We start from the raw sequence: 20,541 nt of genomic DNA, 5'->3' as shown, positions 1-20,541 counted from the left end.
AATTTTTGGTAAGGTTTGTTATGAAGAAAAGAATTAAGTTTAAAATTATTTTGGGTTTTAAAGGAATTTTAAAGTTTTTTTTAGCTATTTATAATTCTTTGTTTATAGCCCTTAAAGTTATACATTCTTTTTTTAAGCAAAATATTAGTTTTATGATTATTCCCCATGTTAAAGGGAATGTAAAAAATATTAAAATTTCTTTTTTGACTTTATTTTTCTTTTCTACTTTTTTTTTAGGCGGTTTTATAGGGTTTGTTTTACTTGCTGTTAATTATGTTACTCTCTCATCAATTGTTAAATCCACAGAGAAAAATTACTCTTTAGCAGAATCTGAGATTGAAGATTTTAGAAATACAGTTGTAGAAATTAATTCTGTTGCAAAAAATTTTTCTAAAGTTTTAGATGAGCTTAAAACTTCTTTGAAAATCAATTCTAATGGCGTTGATTTAAATAAAAATAAACTAGATGGAGATCTTTCTGATTTTATTGATTTGCAAATTTTAGAAGCTAATTCAATAAAAGAGCTTAGCGATCTTAAAAATATTAAAAGCAAAATAGAAAGTTCAATTCCTCCTCTTAAAAGCATAGTTAAAGTCTTGCACGCTCAGGACAAGCTTTTAAATGACATTCCTTCTCTTTGGCCTCTTGCGGGTGGATCTGGAATTATTACTTTGCATTTTGGCCCCGCTATTGAGCCTTTTACTAGGCAGTGGTATATTCACAAAGGCATAGATCTTGGGGGAGTTAGAATTGGAACTCCTATTGTTGCAACTGCTGATGGGGAAGTTGTTAGGGCAAGTTATCAGTCAGCAGGCTATGGCAATTTTGTTCAAATTAAGCATAAGTATGGACTTGCGACTCTTTATGCACATATGTCGCGTCTTAATACTTCTAAAGGGTCTTATGTTAAAAAGGGGCAGATAATTGGATTTATGGGACAGACAGGTTATGCAACAGGTCCACATGTTCATTATGAGGTTCGTGTAGGCTCTCAAGTTATTAATCCCGATATGTATTTAAATTTAGCAACAGGAGCTTCAAAATAGATGTTAAATTTTTTGACTGTAAAAAAAGAAAGAAAAGCCCCGTCTTTGTTTATTTTTGATGAAATAAAAACAATAGTGGGTGTTGGTGATTTTTTTAAAGGAGACTTAGTTTCAAATAATTTTATCCGTCTTGATGGTGATTTTATAGGCACCATTAGCTCTACTAAAAGAGTAATTATTGGAGAGAGCGGTAGAGTTAAATCTAGTATTGATGCTAATGAGCTTGTTATTTCTGGAATGGTTGTGGGTAATATTTATGCTAAAAGCAAGATTAAAATATTTGCATCAGGTTGTGTTATTGGAAATATTTCTTGTAAGTCAATTGAAGTTGAAGAGGGGGCTATTATTGATGGGTATATGGATATTGGTGCTGAGTATCTTAGAGCTCCTGAAAGAAATACATTTTTTTATACTGGTTCTTACAAGGTCAATGAAGATCTTTTAATTGAAATCAATAAGGAGCATCAAGAAGAAAAAAAATCTTTTCAACTTTTAGAAGGTGAGGATGATAAATATTTTTCAAGTGCTGTGAACAAAATAGATGAAAGTAAATAATTTGATTGCTGGAGCATTAAATCTTAGTTCAAAAGATTATAAAAAAAATGGCAAAAAGGTGTCTTTTGATAAGAATAATCTTTTTTCTTCAGTGTTTCAGACTGAAAGTGTTAAAGAGGATAAGCATTTTATTTTGCTTGAAAATGGAGAATTTAATCTTGATTTAATTAGAAGTATGTTAGATGGAATTAATGAGACTGGCGAGAGGCTTTTGAGTGAGCCTTCCAGGCAAAATGTGATTTTTTATAAAAAAGTTATTTCAGAGTTTATATCCATTATTATATCATCTTCTGTTTGCTTGAAAGAGCAAAAAGGGGGAAGTTTGGGAGATCCCAAACGTCCCAAGTATAGAATTATTAAAATTATTAATGACAAGTTAGACAAACTTGCTTATTCTGTTTTGCAAAATCAAATGACCCAGATTAAACTTTTAGATAGCATTGAAGAGATTCAAGGTTTGCTTGTGAATTTGCTAATGTGAATTGGGTTTAAGGATTTTTAATGTTTTAGGTTTTAAATTAAAAGGGATTGTTAAACAATCCCTTTGTTTAATATCAAAAATTAAATTAATTTTAAATTAAATATTTTTTACTTATTTCTAAAAAGTTTTTTATTTGTTCATTTTTCCACTTTTCAGATTTATTTAATTTTTTCATCATTATTTCAGCAACTCTTGGAGCAGCCTCAATTGCAGCCTGAGGATTTAAGGGTAGTGATCTTGTTCTTCTTGCTAAAACATCTTCAATGGTTTTAGCTTGCTCAAATTTAATTGAAAAATCTATTTGAGCTTCATTTAAATCCAAGTTATCGTGTATTTTTTTGTTAAAACCTTCCATATTTTTTAGAATTTCAAAGTCGCTGCCATAAGCTCTAAAAGGCTCAGGGATTTTCATTGCCTCTTCTTTTTTAAGATAGCCGTGCAGCTTTAAATTTTCTGTAGTTGGTTTACAATTTGGTATTAAATTTTTTTCTATGGCCTTAAGCAAGGTTTTTTCTGCCATTTTTCTATATGTAGTATATTTGCCTCCCGCTATTGTAATAAGATTTGAATCTGATATAAATATTTTTTCATTTCTTGAGATTTTTGAAGTGTTACCTTCAACTTTTGGATCCATTATTAATGGTCTTATTCCGGTATATACACTTTTAACATCTGATTTTTCTATTTTAATATTTAAATAGTTGTTTAAATTATTTATTATAAATTCAATCTCTTCTTCAAATCTTTTAGGTTCTTCTTCTATTTCTTTTATTGGAATGTCAGTGCTTCCGCAAACAACACTATCATACCAGGGAATAGCGAATAAAATCCTATTATCACTAGTTTTGGGCATTAATATTGCATAATCTTTGGGAAATTTGTCTTTTTTAATTATTAAATGGCTACCTTGGGAAGGTTTGATAATGTTTAAAGCTTTTTCATCATCCAATCTTCTTATTTCATCTGAAAATATTCCTGTTGCGTTTATTATGCATTTGCTTTTTAATGAAATTTGTTCTTTTGAAAATTTATTTTGTATGAGAACCCCTGAAAGTTTTCCGTTTTCTTTGTTAAATTTTTTAAGTTCTGTATAGTTAAGTGCAATGCCTCCTTTTTCGGTAAAAGTTCTTAGCAATGTTATTGCCATTCTAGCATCGTCGAATGAATCGTCGTAATATAGAACAGAGCATTTAAGACCCTCTGTTTTAATATTAGGAGCTTTTTCAATGGTAGATGTTTTGGATAATAATTTAGTTTTATATTTGGCAGTTTTTTCTTTGCCCATAAGATTGTGGTAGTAAATTAATCCAAAATAATAATAGGGTATTTCTAAAATATTATAAATAGGAGTGATAAGTGCACATTCGTTAATTAAATGAGGTGCATTTTTTTCAAGAATGGCTTTTTCGTGCAAAGCTTCTTTAACTAAAGAAATATTCCATTGGGCTAAATACCTTACTCCACCATGAATTAATTTGCTTGATCTAGAGGAAGTTCCTTTTGCGTAATCAAATTTTTCTATAAGTATTGTTTTATATCCCCTTGTAATTGCGTCTACCGCAATGCCAAGGCCTGTTGCGCCCCCCCCAATTATTATAAGATCAAATTCTTGATTTTCAAGATCTTTTAATTTTGTTTCTTTGTTATTATTCATGAAATTTAAATATTCCTCCATTTTGGTTAATTTCTTTTCTTTTTAGCTAAATACTAGATTTAATAAATTCGAAAAGACCATTTGTTTTAATTTTTATTGAATAGCACTTATAGACCAATTGCACTAGTAAATTTTTCAATTTTTTGTGATTTTCCTTTAGATTTAATATATTATTAATCATTTTTTGTATTGCTCCAATGATATTGCTTTAGTTTTAAAAAATTAAATAAATTATGCATAATTTTGTTACCAGTATATTTTTGTTATAATCTTAAAGCCCTTGTTTTGGACTTTTATAGATTATGAGAATTCTGTATCCAGGATTTTGATCTTTCAATTGCCCTGTTCCAATTCTCAAGAAGCATTTCTTTTTGATTTTTTGGCATTGAAGGTTCAAATATCTTATCTATTTGCCAAAGACTTACAATTTCTTCGGCACTTTGCCAATAACCTGTTGCAAGCCCCGCAAGATAAGCAGCACCAAGAGCGGTTGTTTCTGTTATTTTTGGTCTTACAACTTTGCATTCTAAAAGATCGGCTTGAAATTGCATTAATAAATTGTTTTGACTTGCTCCCCCATCTACTCTTAATTCTTGAATTTCAAAGTTGGGAACGGATTTTTTCATGGTATTTAGTATATCAAAACTTTGAAATGCGATGCTCTCAAGGGCGGCTCTTGTAATGTGAGCTTTTGTTGAGCCTCTTGTTATTCCGATGATTGTTCCTCTTGCATAAGAATCCCAATGAGGTGCGCCAAGTCCGACAAATGCTGGCACAAAATAAATCCCGCCATTATCTGAGACAGAGCTTGCTAATGTTTCTGCATCTGAGCTTTTTCTGAAAAATTCAAGACCGTCTCTTAGCCACTGGATTACGGCCCCACCAATAAAAACACTTCCTTCGAGAACATAAGTTACAGATTTTTTTCTTCCCCATGCGATTGAAGTTAAAAGCTTGTCATTACTAATAATTGGTTCTTTACCTATATTTACTGTTAAAAAGCAACCAGTTCCATAAGTGTTTTTGGCCATACCTTTTTTAAGGCAGGCTTGTCCAAATGTTGCTGCAAATTGATCTCCGGCAATTCCTGCAATAGGAATTTCTGCTCCAAATAGCGCTTTGTCTGTTTTGCCATATATTGTAGAACTTTCTTTAAGTTCAGGCAAAATTGCTTTTGGAATATTTAATATACTTAGAAGTTCATCATCCCACTTTAATGTTTTAATGTTTAATAATAATGTTCTTGAGGCATTAGAGTAATCAGTTGCATGTTCTTTTTTTTGAGTCAGATTCCACAATATCCATGTATCTATTGTTCCAAAGCACAATTCGCCATTTTCAGCTTTTTGTCTGGCGCCTTCTACATTATCCAAGATCCACATTATTTTTGTTCCACTAAAATAAGAATCTAGCACCAAGCCTGTTTTTTCCAGAATAATTTTATCTTTTCCTTCTTTTTTTAATTGGTCGCAAATTTTTGCAGTTCTTCTGTCTTGCCATACTATTGCATTATGAATGGGTTTTCCTGTATTTTTTTCCCATATAACCGTAGTTTCTCTTTGATTAGTTATTCCAATAGCATCAACTTCACTTGGTAAAATTCGTGCATTTGCCATAGCTTCTGTTATAACTCCAAGCTGTGATCCCCATATTTCGGTAGGATCATGCTCTACCCAACTTGGTTGTGGATAAATTTGAGTAAATTCTTTTTGAGCAAACCCTTTTATGTTTGCATTTTTATCAAATACCATTGCTCTCGAGCTAGTAGTACCTTGATCAATAGATAAAATGTATTTCATAGTTTTTCCTTTAATAAAAATAAATATCTTTTCTTTTAGTCTTTGTTATTTTTTAGTGTAAATTCGTAAATTGTAGCTCCCAAAATTGCTCCAATTATTGGGCCAATTATTGGTACAATAAATATACTTAGGTTGTCAAATCCATGATTTTTAAATCCAGCAAATAAGAGTAAAATTCTTGGTCCTAGGTCCCTTGCAGGATTAATAGCATAGCCGTGCATTCCCCCAAAACTTATCCCTATTGATAAAACCACGGCTCCTATAATAAAAGGAATAAATGGATTGTCACTGTATTTTTTTGTAAAATCTCCAACAGCAGAAATTAAAAACATTAGCAAAAAAGTTCCAAAAATTTGATCAATAAACCCAGGCAAAAATCCAGGAACAGCAGGGAAAGTTGCCATTATTCCTTGAGTATTTTCAAGCCCAGGATCCATTTCTATCCATTTAGGATAAAATACGACAAGTGTCATTAATGCGCCTGTAAAAGCTCCTAATATTTGCGCTACAATGTAATGTAAAAGTTTTGAAACGGGAAATTTTCCAACGCTTGCTAATCCTATGCTAACGGCTGGGTTTAGGTGTGCTCCGCTTATTCTTGCTGCCGTATAAATACCAAACGTTACTCCCAGTCCCCATCCAAATACTATATTTGTATATCCCCCTTTTATTATTTCTCCTGGTATTTCAGGACTTGAGGAAAATAATACCGTCATTGCAACAGATCCAGTTCCTAGAGCCAATAGGATGAATGTTCCCAAAAATTCCGATATAAATTCTTGGAATTTTGTATAATTCATAATTACATCTCCTTATCTTTATAACAATTTTCTTTTTTAAGAAGTTTTAATTTTTGATTTTTTAATCCGAATATATTAAATTTTTTAATTAAATTTTATTTTGTTTTTTTGTAAGATGGTTAGCATTTTTGCACTTTAGCTTTTTTTATTAAAAATAATTATTTTTTTTAATAAAAGCTTTATTTAAATTATATTTAATATCTTATTTTTAATTAAGATTAATGTCAATAATTTAAAAATTTTAATTTTTAAATTATGAATTTCTTTTCTAAAATTTGTTTAAGGATTTTTTATTTTATATTAATATTTTTATATTGGATTTTTTGATTTATGAAGTTTTATTCTTTAGCAATTCTTTTTTTAGCTTATATGTAAATTTATTTAAGTTATTTTGGAGGTAGACTTGGTGATTGTAATAGAAGGTTTAATTGGAGTAGGGAAAACTACTCTTGGAAATATTTTATCAAAGGAGTTGGAAATTCCTTTTTACAGTGAACTGAATAATGATTTTACTTTGGCTGTATTAGACAAATTTTATAAGGATAAATCCAGATGGGCATTTCCAGTTCAAATTAATTTTCTTAATGAGAGGTTTAAATTAATAAAAGGCGTATTTAGAACAAAAGGGGGCATACTAGACAGATCTATTTATGGCGATTGTGTGTTTGCGTCTCTTTTAAATTGTGATGGGCATATTTCTGATGAAGAATATAAAATATATATCGATCTTCTTGATAATATGCTTGAACATTCTCAGCGACCAAGTTTGCTTGTTTATCTTGATTGTAGTATTGATGAGGTTGAGCGCAGAATTAAAAATAGAAATAGAAGCTTTGAAATGAATATTCCCAGGGATTATCTTGAGGGCCTTAATAGGAAATATTTAAAGTGGTATGATGAATACAGCTTGTCGTCAAAAATAAAATTTTCTTACGATAATATAAATATTTTTAGTGAAGAGGATAAGAATAAAGTGATTTCTTTAATTAGAGATAAACTTGTATTATAATTATTTATAGTAGATTGACATTCTTTTGTTTTGTTTTAAGGTTGAGTGTTAATGGAGGTTCTTATGAGAAGATTATTTCTTCTGTATTTTTTATGTTCTTTTGTTTTTTTGAATTTGTTTGCTCAAGGTAGTTCTTCTTATGTTGATAAGCAAAAAGAGCTTGCTATTTTTTATTATGAGGTTGGCCAAAGATATATAAACGTTGGTAAAATTAAAAAGGGAAAGCTTTTTCAAGCAAAGGCTTTAAAGATTTATCCAGATTTGAAAAAGAGAGTTGATATTAAGCTTGCAGTTAAAGAGCTTGATGCTAGGATTAAGGATGACAATTCCAAGGTTGTTATGCTTGAGGATGTTAAGCTTGAGGAGATACCCGGAATAGTGCACGAAAAAATAGAAATCAATGATTTTACAAATGCTCCCAAAATAGAATATATTGCTCAAAGAGAGAGAAGCAAAAATCAAGATAAAATTATTAAGTTTCAATTTGGAAAGTTTGCAAGAGCTTTAATTTCTAGAAACTTTGATTTGTTTGATTCTGTTATTGCGGATAAAGTTAATGTTATGGGGCAATTTGAATCAAAAGATGGTTTTATATCAACTTTATCAAGTGCTTCATCTAAGGCTGATGCTGATGAGTTAGAGTATTTATCAGTTGATGATTATTACGATTTAAAGTCTTTAAAAATTTCAAAATCCAATGATACTTCTTTTGCTGTTAATGTGAATGCCAAAAAAAATGATGTTACTAAAAATTTTCCATTTTGGAAAGAACATCAGACTTTAATTTTTACTACAGAAGACGATAATAATTGGTTTTTGTCTTCCATAAATTGAAATCTTAATGTTGTGATTAAAAACATCATTATTAATATATGTATAAACGAGTCTCCAATTTTTTCATAAATGGTTGTAAATGTTGGAGACAGTTTTACTGTTGATAATAAGTATCCTTTTTTAAAAGTTTCTAATTTTTTAATGCTTTCTCCGTATTCGTTGATGATTGCAGTAATTCCTGAGTTTGTAGCTCTAATAGTTTTGATTCCATTTTCAATGCTTCTAAATTTAGCCACAACAAAGTGTTGCCATTCTGCTGAATTTGTTTTTGACCAAGAGTCGTTTGAAAAATTTAGCAATGTATTAGCACCTTGGGTTTTGTAAAACCTTGAAAGTTCTGGAAATGCATCATCATAACATATTAAAGGAGCAAATTTAAACTTTTTCAATTTTAATATTTCAATTTTATTTCCTTCAATCTGTCCTAAAATTCTAAAATTTTTTAAAAAAAAGTTTCTTACAAATTCATATTCGTAAAATGGAATTTTTTCTGCAAAAGGGACTAAGAATATTTTAGAATATATGTTTGCAATATTGAGGTTTGGCTCTATCATATAAATAGAATTTTGTTGAATCCTTATAGTTTTATCCACATTTGAGGGAGCCCCAATGGCAAATGGGATTTTTCGTTCTTTTATAAAATTTTTAAGCTCATTGTGCAAATCAGAGCTTTTAAAGTGCTGGTCTTCTTTGCTAAAAGGGTAGGTTAGTACCCCTTCGCTCCAGATTACAAATTCTATGTTTGGATTTTCTTTTAAGGCTTGTTCTGTAATTTCAATAGAATCTCTTATTCCTTTTTTGTCATTTCCTGGCAACCATGGATCAGTGTTAAGCTGAATAGCTGCAATGTTTAGACTGTCTATTTCTTTTGCTAATAAGTTTTTTAGCTCTGTTTTTTTAAGCACCCCGTAAGTAAAAGATGTTGTTATTAGCAGCATTGGAAATGCTATGTTTAGCAAATTTGTTTTGTTTTTATGGATTAGAAAGTCTGCAATTCCCGAGTTTAAAAAGTAGACTACAAATGATACAAAAAATACACCAAAAATGTCTGCTACTTGAATTAAATTATTGAAGTTATTTACGGTGAAAGCTGCAAGCCCCCAGGGATATGCTAAAAATCCAATTGATCTTGAGTAATCATAAAATGTAAAAAGCATTGCTATGCTCATCGTTTTATTTTTGAAGTTTTTTAAAGAGTAGTAAAGGAAATAGCCTAAAGTTAATGAATATGGAATGTACCCTATTACCACTCCAATGAATGTAATCCATCCAAATGCATGAAAAAATCCAAGCCAAAAATTTTGCAAGCTGTTGGCTATTATAAAGTAAAATACCGTCAGTCCCATTAATGTTTTTTTATCTTCTAGTTTGTTTAAGGCTATAAAAAGTGGTACATAGGCAACAAATCCCAGGATTGAATATCCGGTTTCTTTAATTTCATTTGGAATTGCAAGTGTTGTAAGAATTCCTGAAAATGCGGCTAAGCAAAAGCATCTAGTTTTCATTTTTCCTCTTTTTTACTATTATTAGTAGCATAATGGTGTAATATATTTAACATTATCATTAATAATTTTATACGATAGTATTAATTTTTTTGTATTATTTTTTTGGAAATTTATGCTTATAATAGGTATTGAAAGAGTAAAGGGGATTATGTTAATTTTTGCTTTTATTGGTTTGTTTTTTTTAAATATTTTTAGTTTGCATGCCCAAGGAATAGTTACTAATAAAGATGCTCAAGAAGAGTTTAAATGGGCTCTTAATTCTTATAATAATGGGATTTATGATGATGCTCTTTTATCTTTTAAAAAAATTTTAAGCTTTGATCCTAATAATCTTGATTATCATTTTTGGGCTGGCAATGTTTATTATAGATTGGGTTATGTTGAAGAAGCCTTAATGGAGTGGAGAAATTTAAAAGATCAAGGTTATAAGGTTCCCTATCTTAGGCATTTGATTTCTACGATTGAGCAAAGGAGAGGTATTTTTTCAAATTATGAACTTAATTTTAAAAAACTTGTAAAAGTTGCTTCTCTTGATAATTCTATTTACAAAAGGCCACATGGGTATCAAATTACATCTTTGAGGGCTGATAAGTACGGTGGATATTATGCTGCTAACTTTGTAGGTAATGAAATATTGTATTTTGATGTTAATAATAATGTTAATACTTTAGTTAAAGATGGCTTTAGTTATTTAAAATCACCTTATGATGTTATTGAAGTTAATAATTTACTTTATGTGACTCTTTATTCAAGTGATGAAATTGGTGTTTATGACAAAGTTCTTGGAGCTAAAAGGAAATCTATTGGGAAAAAGGGCACTAAAGATGGCGAATTGCTTGCTCCTCAGTATATGGCTATTGATAAGAGAAACTACATTTATGTAAGCGAATGGGGAAATAAAAGAATAAGTAAATTTGGACTTGAGGGTGATTTTATTTTGCATTTTGGTTCTAGGACTTCAGGCTATAAGGGCCTTTTAGGTCCTACAGGCGTTACTTATTTGAATGAAAACATTTATGTTGCAGATTCTCTGAGAAATACCATTGAAGTTTTTGATACTAGTGGCAATCATTTATATTCAGTTTTTACTTCTATTGAGGGAATAGAGGGGCTTAGTAGTGATTTTGTAGGCAACAATGTTATAGTATCCTCAAAAGATGGTGTTTATAAATATAGTATTGCTAAAAAGACAATTACAAAAATTTTAAAAGCAGATAAAATGAATTCTAAAATTTCTTCATCTATTTTGGATGCCAATAATCAGATGATTGTCTCAGATTTTAATAATGCCAAGGTTTCAGTTTACAAGAGCGATTCAAGTCTTTATGACAGTTTAAATGTTGATGTTAGAAGAATAGTTAGACTTGGAGGGCCTAAAATTTACGTTGAGCTTAATGTTAGCAGTAAAAGCGGATTACCAGTTGTTGGGCTTAAAAGTGAAAATTTTTCAATTTCAAATGAAAATTATTACATTGTCAATCCTAAGATAGCATATAATGTAAATGCTTCAAAAGACATTAATATAGCAGTTGTTTTTGATAAATCTTCTTATATGAAAAAATATGATCTAGATCAAATCGCAGGTTTAAATGCTTTAATAGAGTTGTCAAAAAATAAAAACTTTAGTTTTATAAATGCAACAAGTGTGCCTATTATAGATAATATTGAAAGCTTGACAAATAGCATTAGAAACACAAGTTCTCTTGGACCTTATAGTACAGATGCTGTAAAAACAGACGTTAGTTTGAAGTTAGCAGGTTCTGGGCTTATGTCAAAAAGCTCAAGAAGAGCAGTAGTTTATTTTAGTGGTGGTATTTTAAATCATAAAGCTTTTGAAAAGTATTCTTTAGATACAATAGTAAGCTATTATAAAAATAATGATATAAGGTTTTACTTAATATTATTTGGCAATGATCCTGTTAATAGTAAGCTTCAGTATTTAGTTAATGAAACAGGTGGTTCTATAATTCCTTTTTCATCCTATGAGGGAGTATCCAAGGTTTATGATTTAATTTTAGAACAAAAAACGGGTACTTATTTGCTAGAGTATTATTATCCAGGCCCTCAAGAGCCCAATAAATATTTTAATTTATCTGTTGAAGCAAATATAAATCAACAGACAGGAAGAGGAGAGTTTGCATATTTTATTAATTAGATTTCTTTTTGATTTTATTAGTGGGGGGGCTTAGGCCATGAGACTTAATGCGGGGATTGTGGGACTTCCTAATGTGGGTAAATCTACTTTATTTTCATCTTTGACATCATCTAGTGTTGAGATCGCTAATTATCCTTTTTGTACTATTGAGCCAAATATAGGAATAGTAGAAATTCCTGATGAGAGGCTTTTAAAAATCGCAGAGTGCATTGTTCCGCGCAAAATTATTCCTGCTGTTATGGAATTTGTGGATATTGCAGGCCTTGTCAAGGGAGCATCAACAGGCGAAGGGCTTGGCAATAAGTTTTTGGCTAATATTCGTGAAGTTTCTCTTATTATTCATGTTGTAAGATGTTTTGAAGAAAAAGAGGTTATTCATATTAATGATGATATTAATCCTGAGAGAGATATAACTACAATTAATGTTGAGCTTTGTCTATCTGATCTTGAAACTGTTCAAAAAAGTCTTCAAAAACAAGAAAAAAATGTTAAAAGCACCGATAAAAAAATTAGTGAATCTTCTAAAGCAATTGTTTTAATGCTAAAAAGACTTGAAGACCATTTAAGCAATATGAATCCTGCTATTGAGTTTAAATTTGATGATTTTGAATACAACTTTATTAGATCATTAAATCTTTTGACTTTTAAAAAAGTTTTGTATGTCTGTAATGTTGATGAAAATTCACTTAGCGGCAATAAATATACAGATATTGTAAAAAATATTGCCTTAAAAGAAGGAAATGATTTTTTAATCTTGTGTGCCAAAATTGAAGCTGAACTTGCCCAAATAAAGGATATATCTTATAAAAATGAAATGTTAGAATTATTTGGAATAAATGATAGTGGTCTTGGTAATTTAATTAAAAAAGCCTATTATACTTTGGGGCTTAGAACCTATTTTACAGCAGGTTTGCAAGAAGTTAGAGCTTGGACATTCAATCAGGGCATGAGAGCACCCAAAGCTGCTGGAATAATTCACAGTGATTTTGAGAGGGGTTTTATTAAGGCAGAAGTTTATTCTTGTGAGGATTTATTTAAATTTCAAAGTGTTCAAAAACTAAAAGAGAAAGGACTTGTTAGAATTGAAGGTAAAGAATATATTGTAAGAGATGGAGATGTAATCTTTTTTAAATTTAATGTATAGATTTATTTTTATATTATATGCGTGATTTATTTTTCAATAATGTAAAATTAATTAGCTTGTTTGTTCTTAATATTGCGATTTGTTTGCTTTATTTGGGTTTTTATGATACAAGTTTTTTTTACTTTGTTATAGCTCTTATTTTAGTAAATTTTTTTGTAATTTTTTTTTATTTAAGATATTTTTGTTCTATCTTGTTTAAGGGATCTAAGATTTATTATAAGGGTATTTTTTTAAGTTGTAATTTTGATTTTGATGATATTATTTTGTTTGAAAAAAGATTGTCAGACAATGTTTTGATTTTGAAATTAAAAAATAAAAAAAAGATTAAGGTTTGTTTTTGGATAGGCAATGGTTCAAATGAATTATTCAAAGAGCTTAAAATTAAGAGAAAGGATCTGTTTGTTCCAAAATTGGAAAATTTTCCAATAAGATATTATTTATCTTGTACTTATCTTTATATGTTTTTAGCTCGTATTATGATTAGTTTATTTGTTTATTACATTTCATTAGGTAATATATTTATTTTTTTATTTATTTCTTTTATTGATATTAAAGTTTTGTTGGGAGATTTTTCAGTTATTAGTAATATAGTATTGTTTTATGAGTTTAGGAAAGATTCAATCTGTGAAAGAAAAATTTTTAAAAGTGAAATTTATTTTTATGAATTTTTTGAAAAAGTTTTTATTGCTAGAGAATTTGAATTTAACAATAAAAATTATTTATGCTTTTTATATAAAGGAAGTCAGCAGACAAAAAAAGTATATATTTTGAATAAAAAAATTTCTTATTCCATGCAAAAAGTTTTTGACTATATCAATCAAAACTATTGTACCGAATTAATTTAAAGCTTTGATTGACTATATTTGAATTAGTTGATATATTAAAGCTATTGTTTAATAATATTATTAAGGAGTATAACTTGAGAAAAAATGCATCTGCATTGAAGCGCTCTCGTCAAAATTTAAAAAGAAAGATTAGAAATGTAAGTGTAAAAAGTGAATTAAAAACAATAGAAAAACGCTGTATCAACATGATAAAAGCGGGCAAGAAAGACGAAGCTATTGAATTTTTTAAATTTGTTGCAAAAAAACTAGACACTGCTGCTAGAAAGCGAATAATTCATAAAAATAAGGCTGCTAGAAAAAAATCTCGTTTAAATGTTTTGCTGCTAAAGTAAGGAAATTAGTTTATGTCTTTTTCAAGAAGACCAAAGGTTACTAAATCAGACATTGTTGATCAAATATCTTTGAATATTAGAAATAATAATCTGAAATTAGAAAAAAAATATATAAGACTTGTAATAGATGCTTTTTTTGAAGAGCTTAAAAGTAATCTTTGTTCGAATAATGTTATTGAGTTTAGATCTTTTGGTACGTTTGAAGTTAGAAAAAGGAAGGGACGCTTAAATGCTCGCAATCCTCAAACAGGGGAATATGTTAAGGTCCTAGATCATCATGTTGCGTATTTTCGTCCAGGCAAAGATTTGAAAGAGAGAGTGTGGGGTATTAAAGGTTAAATGCCGGTTAATATTGTAGATTCTTATAAATGGGATTGTAAGCTGGACTCTAGTTTAACTTTTAGAGGAAAATTAAAATTTGAAGGAACTTTGTATCTTGATTCTTCTTTTGAGGGTGAAATATCTTCAAAAGGAGGTGTGCTTTTTATTGGCAAGAATAGTAAGGTTATTACCAATGTGGTAATTTGTGATACATTAATAGTAGAAGGAATTTTGAAGGGCAATGTAAACGCTGCTAGTAAAGTTTATTTAAACAGCGGTTGTAAAATATATGGGGATATAAAAACAAAAAAAATATTTATTAATGATAATATAATTTTTGATGGTAAGTGTGAAATGATAAAGTCTAATGAAATTGTAGATTTATTTTCTTTCACCGTTTCACAAATAAAAGATACTTTGCAATAGGGTCAGTGTTTTTTATTAATTAATAATAAGTAGATTTTTATAAAATCCTTTCTTAAAAATTTAATTCGTAGAGGAAAATATGGATAAAAAAAATGGTGGATTTGATTTAGAAAGTGAAATAAGGCGGTTGGATGTTTCTAAAGAGTTTAAGATTGAAGATAATTTGAAAAAAAAAGTGGTCAAAGTTGTTGCTAAAAAGGATTCTGCATCTAACGTGACAAAATCTGTAGATTTAAGTAGCGCAAAGGATTCAAACGGCGTAGTATTTCCTGAATTTGATTATGATATTCCTTCTTCAGGTTTAGAAAATAATATTAAAACTTTAGAGCAAAGTAATATCATCAAGTTTTTTAATGGTAAAGATTATGTAGAGATTGAAAAACTTTATGATAAGCCAATTACAGAGGTTAGAAAAATTGTTGAAGGTCTTGGGACTAATCATACTATTGCTGTAACAATGAAAAAAACAGAATTAATATTTTTATTGGTAAAAATATTAAGTGAGAATGATATTAATGTTTTATTTACAGGTGTGCTTGATGTGCTTAGTGATGGTTATGGGTTTTTGAGAACCGCATCAAATTCTTATCTTTCAGGGGGCAATGATGTCTACGTTTCTCCTTCTCAGATTAGACTTTTTAATTTAAGGACTGGCGATATTTTATATGGCCAAATTAGATCACCCAGAGATGGTGAGAGATTTTTTGCAATGGTTAAAATTAAATCTATTAATGATCAAGATCCTACGTTTGCTCAAAACAGAATACCTTTTGATAATTTAACTCCTCTTTATCCCAATATGAAATTAAATCTTGAATATGAAAATTGCAATATTTCTACAAGGCTTATTAATCTTTTTTCACCTATAGGTAAGGGACAAAGAGCTTTAATAGTTTCTCCTCCAAAAGCGGGAAAGACTACCTTGCTTCAAAAAATAGCTAACGCAATAACTACTAATTATTCAGATGTTATTTTAATGATATTGCTTATTGATGAGAGGCCAGAAGAAGTTACAGATATGATTCGTAGTGTTAAAGGTGAAGTAATTGCATCTAATTTTGATGAGCAGGCTAGTAGGCATGTTCAGGTAGCAGAGATGGTTATTGAAAAGGCAAAAAGGCTTGTTGAAAACAAAAAAGATGTTGTTATTTTGCTTGATTCTATTACAAGGCTTGCAAGGGCATATAATCAAACCATGCCAACTTCTGGTAAAATTTTATCGGGGGGGGTAGACTCTAATGCTCTTCATAAGCCAAAGAGGTTTTTTGGATCTGCTAGAAATATAGAAGAAGGGGGAAGTTTGACCATTATAGCTACTGCTTTGGTTGATACTGGTAGCAAAATGGATGAAGTTATTTTTGAAGAATTTAAAAGTACTGGTAATATGGAATTAATTCTTGATAGAAGTTTGGCAGACAGAAGACTTTTCCCTGCTATTAATATTAAAAAGTCAGGTACCAGAAAAGAAGAGTTACTTCTTAGCGAAGAGGAACGTTCTAAGATTTTGCTTATTAGAAGAATACTTGGAGGTGTTGATGATTATGAGGGAGTTGAAGTTCTGATAGAAAAGATGAAAAAAAGTAAAAACAATGAGATTTTCTTAAAGACAATGAGCAATGGTAATTAAATAAATTGACATTATTTCTAATGTAAATTAAACTTTATTGAAGATTAAGAGGAAGGTTTTATGAGAAAAGATATACATCCTAAAAATAATTTAGTGGTATTTAAAGACGGATCAAATGGAGCAATGTTTTTAACTAGGTCTACTTTGAATTCAAAGGAAACTATCAAATATATTGATGGAAAAGAATATCCATTAATTACTGTGGAGATTACAAGCAAATCTCATCCTTTTTATACTGGCCAACAAAAGTTTGTTGATGCAGCGGGAAGAATTGATAAGTTTAATAAAAGGTATAAAAAGTCCTAAAAATTGGGTTTTTTGTATGAAATTTTGAGTAAATATTAATAAATTTTTTTTACGCTATATTCTTTTCCTATTAATTTTTCTAGGTTGTTTTTTTCTTCTTCGTATGTTTGGTTATTTACCAAAGATGCAATGCTATTGTGATGTCTTATTTGTGTTAGAATCTTTGCAGATATTTCTTTAATGTCTTGCGGTGTAATTGTAAAGTAGGCATTTCGAATAGCTTGTCTTAAGCTGTCACTAATATTTAGTATTTTTCTTCTATAGCTTTGCAAAGCTTCTGTAGCTTTAGTTTTTACATAGATGTTAGTTCCTATTAAACCTATCAAATAGGTATAAATCTCTTCATTTGTCATTTTGTTATTAGCTAATTCTTCTAAAGAGTTTTCGAAAGCCTGGTACGTTTTGATGAAATTGGGGTCTCTGTAGGACGCAAAAGAGAAAATTCCATTAGCAATCGACGCGCTTGCTCCGTATGCACCCCCTATTACCCTTATTTTTTCCCAAAAAATTCCACTTCTTAATATATGCTCTAGAAAATTTGCTTTTGGATAATTTTCATCATTGATTTTGTAACTAGGAAAACATATAGCATTAAAAGCCACTTTTGATTGGATAATTATTATTTCTTTTAATGTTTTGTTGTTTGTATCAAGATTGAGCAATCTATCGTAATGATTACTCTCTTCTAGGCTTTCTTTTAGATTAAAAAATTCACTTTCTAAGTTTTTAAGAATGTCATCAGTATTTCCCATTATTAGTGCAGATAAATTGTTTTTTAAAATTATTTTATTTTTTAAATTGTCTAATTTATTTGCGATTTCTTTTAAAGATTCTGCATCGGTTTTTGCTTTTTGCCAAAATTCTCTACCTGTTATTCCATTTTGCAATTCTTTTAAATACTCATTTAATTTTAGTTTTGATTTAGACCTTAACATTGCTAAAAGATGTCCTTTAGGGATTAATAAGGATTTAAAATCATTTTTTAAGCTTAGTGTTATTTCTTTTAATCTCTCATAATCATGAAAGTTAATATTAATTAAAATTTCTTTTATCAGCTCAAATGATTCTTTAATCTTATGATTAAAAGATTTAAATCCAATATTAAATGAATTTAAAATGTTTCCATCAATATCCTCGTCGTAACTCTCAGATATATTTATTTGTCCCAAAGTATTTTGGATTTTATTGTTAATATCTACGTAAGAATAGTTTTTTGTAGATAAATCTTGAAGGGCTCTTTTGAATAAAGATAGGTATATATAATCTTCTTTTTCTAAAAAATTTAGTTTAAAAAATAAATTTACATTAAAAATATTGTTATTCTTAAATTTAAAAGAATGTAGATTTAGCTCTTTTATTTCATTAAGATCCAAACTTTTTTCTATTTGTTTTGGTAAATCTTCTATTTTTAGTAAGGGAAGTTTTGCTATATCGGCTTTAGAGTCTTTTTTATTTTGGTATTTTTTAAACTGATTATAGTCTTTTTTAAATTGCAAGAATTCTTCTGGATTTTGTTTGATTTCAATTTCCCTTGCCATTAATTTTTTTTCAATTTCTTCTTCCATTTCCTTTTCTGTGTCGTGTGATGGAATAAAGCTTATTAATGTATAATGATTATTAAATATTAGATATTTTTCAATTAAATTTTCGAAGTAATAAATTCCTTTTTCTAATTTATTTGTAATTTCATTTATATAGTAGCTTGTTTGTAATGTTTTAATTGGATGCAGGCCATTTAGCCAGCCTTTTAAACTTTTTATCATTAAAGCGATAGGGAAATTTTGGCCTTTTTCTTCTTTTAAAGCGAATTCGTAGCCAAAAAGAATTCCTTTTATTAATTCTTTTGGAATTTTATTTTTTACTAAATTTTTAAGCTCACTAAAAACCAAATTTTTAAATTCTTTTTCTTTGTTTTCAACAACATTTTGGAGTCCAAATGAAAAAACAGATTCTTTTAAATCTGTATTGATTCCGCTAATATGGGCTATGTCTTCACCTATTCCGCTTTTTAAGATATTGATTGTGAATGAACAAGAATCGTCTAAGAGTATTTCTGAGAGAATTTCAAGGCCAACGCTGTCTTCAATATTGCTAATTTCTGCGCAAAGCCAATTTATTGTGTATACCCCAAGAGAATTATCGTTTTCTTTAGGAATTTTGTATGTTAATTTTTTCCCCTTTTCCCATCTTTTAACGTTTTCTATGTCAATATTAACATAGCTTTTTTCTTTTTTATAAGGCCTTATTATGTATTTTTCAATGAAATTTAGATTTTTTTCAGTTTGTGTGTTGCCGCATAAAAATATTTTACAGTTTTCAAGTGTGTAATATTTTTTATAAAAATCTAAAAAACTTTCATAGGTGAGATCAATAATATTTGTTGGGATTCCACCTGAATCGTATTTATATGCTCCCTCTTCAAAAAGAGAACTACTTGCTATTTCGTTTATTAGAGAATTTTTATTTGAATAGCTACCCTTCATTTCATTAAATACAATTCCAGATACTTTAAAATCTTTTGGATTTATGTTGTATCCTTCTTGCATAAATGACTCTTTTTTAAGCAATGGGTTAAATATAGAATCAGCATAGATATTAAATAAATTGAAATAGTCTTTTTCAATTGTTGATGCTGCTGGATAAATGGTTTTGTCTGGGAATGTCATTGCATTTAAAAATGTGTTTAGACTTCCTTTTAATAGGTAAAGAAATGGATCTTTTATTTTATATTTGTTAGAGCCGCAAAAAATTGTGTGTTCTAAAACATGTGCAACTCCGGTATTGTTTGAAGGTATTGTCTTGAAAGCTATGCAAAATGCATTTTCTTTAAAAGAATCACTTTTTAAGTGAAATACTTCAAGACCACTGTCGTGTTTAAAATACAATCCTTCTGCATCATGTTCTTCTAAATAAGTTTTTGAAATTAGTTTGAAGATTTTTTTCTTTTTCATTTATGTCTTTAATCCTTATTTTACAAATTGTGCTATCTCACTTTCATTAAATTCAAATATGTTTGGCAGTTCCTCTGTATCGTCTAGTTTAAATGTATATTCAGGGAATTTAATAATAATTTTTTTGTTTTCAAAGTAAATTACTGCTTGTTGTAAATCAAATAATAATTCGTTAGGTGAAATTTTTTCTTTAATTTTTTTTATAAAAAATGGGAATGCTTCATCTGTTTTAATTATGTCATCAATATTGTGAATGTAATTTCCTTTATCTTGAATGTAATAGCTTCTGTAATTTGTAATAGGGCTATCATTGATTTCTTGAGTTGCAACAAGTATTATTGTATAAATATTGTGTCCATGGTAAATTTCATAGTCTATTTTTAGGCTGAATTTTTTATTCTCAGGTTTAAGCTCTTTGCTAACAATGTCAAGTCTTGCTACAATTTGGCTCACATATTCATTAAGCTCATTATTCAATTCTTCAAGATTTCCTTTTTCTTTTCCCTCGATTATTAATTTAGGGATTCTAATATTGTATTCATAAAATTGTGATTCTTCTTTTGAACTCATTGAATTTATTATTAAGGAATTCATTTTGCTACTATTTGAGCTAATATCTTTAAAATTGATCTTGGTTAATTTTTTTGTGCATCCGTTAAAAATCATTAATGTAGATATTAACATAAAAGTTGTTTTTATTGTTTTTGGACTTAGCATGCGATGATTTCTCCCTGCAATATTTATTCTAATC

19 protein-coding genes are annotated in these 20,541 nt (G+C 28.9%); 13 read left to right on the top strand and 6 right to left on the bottom strand.

The features are described from left to right. Positions 1-20 precede the first annotated feature (20 nt). The 3 genes from HNQ06_RS02380 to HNQ06_RS02370 are packed head-to-tail and all read left to right on the top strand — an operon-like array spanning position 21 to position 2,082. A complete protein-coding gene (locus HNQ06_RS02380) occupies positions 21-1,046 on the top strand; it encodes a M23 family metallopeptidase (protein ID WP_184107364.1) in 1,026 nt (341 codons plus the stop codon). Next, complete coding sequence (locus HNQ06_RS02375) at positions 1,047-1,601, top strand: bactofilin family protein (protein WP_184107363.1); 555 nt, start codon at positions 1,047-1,049, stop codon at positions 1,599-1,601. Beyond that, complete coding sequence (locus tag HNQ06_RS02370; protein WP_184107362.1) at positions 1,588-2,082, top strand: DUF327 family protein; 495 nt, start codon at positions 1,588-1,590, stop codon at positions 2,080-2,082. Before HNQ06_RS02375 ends, HNQ06_RS02370 begins: the two co-directional genes overlap by 14 nt. Positions 2,083-2,173: 91 nt before the next feature. Here HNQ06_RS02370 and HNQ06_RS02365 read toward each other — a convergent pair whose 3' ends face one another. The 3 genes from HNQ06_RS02365 to HNQ06_RS02355 form a co-directional block, all read right to left on the bottom strand. Next, positions 2,174-3,757, bottom strand: a complete 1,584-nt coding sequence (locus HNQ06_RS02365; RefSeq protein WP_184107361.1) for a glycerol-3-phosphate dehydrogenase/oxidase — start codon at positions 3,755-3,757, stop codon at positions 2,174-2,176. Between the two features lie 272 nt (positions 3,758-4,029). After that, on the bottom strand, positions 4,030-5,535 hold the full coding sequence (gene glpK, locus HNQ06_RS02360) for a glycerol kinase GlpK (protein ID WP_184107360.1): 1,506 nt from the start codon (positions 5,533-5,535) through the stop codon (positions 4,030-4,032). Between the two features lie 35 nt (positions 5,536-5,570). Further along, positions 5,571-6,335 carry an MIP/aquaporin family protein gene (locus tag HNQ06_RS02355; protein ID WP_184107359.1) on the bottom strand — a complete coding sequence of 255 codons (765 nt, stop codon included), beginning with the start codon at positions 6,333-6,335 and terminating at the stop codon, positions 5,571-5,573. 406 nt (positions 6,336-6,741) lie between these two features. On the opposite strand from HNQ06_RS02355, the gene HNQ06_RS02350 reads away from it, so the two are divergent. Together HNQ06_RS02350 and HNQ06_RS02345 are read left to right on the top strand one after the other, a co-directional pair. Beyond that, on the top strand, positions 6,742-7,344 hold the full coding sequence (locus HNQ06_RS02350) for a deoxynucleoside kinase (RefSeq protein ID WP_184107358.1): 603 nt from the start codon (positions 6,742-6,744) through the stop codon (positions 7,342-7,344). 63 nt (positions 7,345-7,407) lie between these two features. After that, complete coding sequence (locus tag HNQ06_RS02345) at positions 7,408-8,178, top strand: hypothetical protein (protein ID WP_184107357.1); 771 nt, start codon at positions 7,408-7,410, stop codon at positions 8,176-8,178. On the opposite strand, the gene lnt is transcribed toward HNQ06_RS02345, so the two are convergent. After that, positions 8,118-9,683 carry an apolipoprotein N-acyltransferase gene (gene lnt / locus HNQ06_RS02340; RefSeq protein ID WP_184107356.1) on the bottom strand — a complete coding sequence of 522 codons (1,566 nt, stop codon included), beginning with the start codon at positions 9,681-9,683 and terminating at the stop codon, positions 8,118-8,120. The two genes, HNQ06_RS02345 and lnt, sit on opposite strands and share 61 nt — an antisense overlap. Before the next feature lie 148 nt (positions 9,684-9,831). On the opposite strand from lnt, the gene HNQ06_RS02335 reads away from it, so the two are divergent. The 8 genes from HNQ06_RS02335 to HNQ06_RS02300 all read left to right on the top strand — a co-directional run bounded on the left by HNQ06_RS02335 (position 9,832) and on the right by HNQ06_RS02300 (position 16,839). Next, positions 9,832-11,838 (top strand): hypothetical protein, encoded by a 2,007-nt coding sequence (locus tag HNQ06_RS02335; protein WP_184107355.1) that lies wholly within the window; start codon positions 9,832-9,834, stop codon positions 11,836-11,838. Between the two features lie 37 nt (positions 11,839-11,875). After that, the gene (gene ychF, locus HNQ06_RS02330; protein WP_184107354.1) at positions 11,876-12,982 is read left to right on the top strand and encodes a redox-regulated ATPase YchF; all 1,107 of its coding nucleotides are present in this window, start codon (positions 11,876-11,878) and stop codon (positions 12,980-12,982) included. A 17-nt stretch (positions 12,983-12,999) separates the two neighbouring features. Next, positions 13,000-13,827 (top strand): hypothetical protein, encoded by an 828-nt coding sequence (locus tag HNQ06_RS02325; RefSeq protein WP_184107353.1) that lies wholly within the window; start codon positions 13,000-13,002, stop codon positions 13,825-13,827. Positions 13,828-13,901: 74 nt separating this feature from the next. After that, entirely contained in the window at positions 13,902-14,159 is a 258-nt protein-coding gene (gene rpsT, locus HNQ06_RS02320; RefSeq protein ID WP_002556832.1) for a 30S ribosomal protein S20, read from the top strand. 12 nt (positions 14,160-14,171) lie between these two features. After that, positions 14,172-14,498, top strand: coding sequence for an HU family DNA-binding protein (locus HNQ06_RS02315; protein ID WP_184107352.1), 327 nt, complete (start codon positions 14,172-14,174; stop codon positions 14,496-14,498). Then, a complete protein-coding gene (locus tag HNQ06_RS02310; RefSeq protein ID WP_008882847.1) occupies positions 14,499-14,906 on the top strand; it encodes a bactofilin family protein in 408 nt (135 codons plus the stop codon). Positions 14,907-14,985: 79 nt separating this feature from the next. Beyond that, positions 14,986-16,533, top strand: a complete 1,548-nt coding sequence (rho, locus tag HNQ06_RS02305) for a transcription termination factor Rho (RefSeq protein WP_184107351.1) — start codon at positions 14,986-14,988, stop codon at positions 16,531-16,533. 60 nt (positions 16,534-16,593) lie between these two features. After that, positions 16,594-16,839 carry a type B 50S ribosomal protein L31 gene (locus tag HNQ06_RS02300; RefSeq protein ID WP_151551523.1) on the top strand — a complete coding sequence of 82 codons (246 nt, stop codon included), beginning with the start codon at positions 16,594-16,596 and terminating at the stop codon, positions 16,837-16,839. A gap of 35 nt (positions 16,840-16,874) precedes the next feature. Here HNQ06_RS02300 and HNQ06_RS02295 read toward each other — a convergent pair whose 3' ends face one another. Both HNQ06_RS02295 and HNQ06_RS02290 read right to left on the bottom strand, forming a co-directional pair. Beyond that, positions 16,875-19,790, bottom strand: a complete 2,916-nt coding sequence (locus tag HNQ06_RS02295; RefSeq protein WP_184107350.1) for an insulinase family protein — start codon at positions 19,788-19,790, stop codon at positions 16,875-16,877. Positions 19,791-19,805: 15 nt separating this feature from the next. Next, positions 19,806-20,507: a hypothetical protein gene (locus HNQ06_RS02290; protein ID WP_184107349.1), complete on the bottom strand. Its 702-nt coding sequence runs from the start codon at positions 20,505-20,507 to the stop codon at positions 19,806-19,808. Positions 20,508-20,541 lie beyond the last annotated feature (34 nt).

This window comes from Borreliella lanei (assembly GCF_014205895.1).
Lineage (GTDB): Bacteria > Spirochaetota > Spirochaetia > Borreliales > Borreliaceae > Borreliella > Borreliella lanei.
This window is presented reverse-complemented; position numbering and strand designations above follow the sequence as displayed.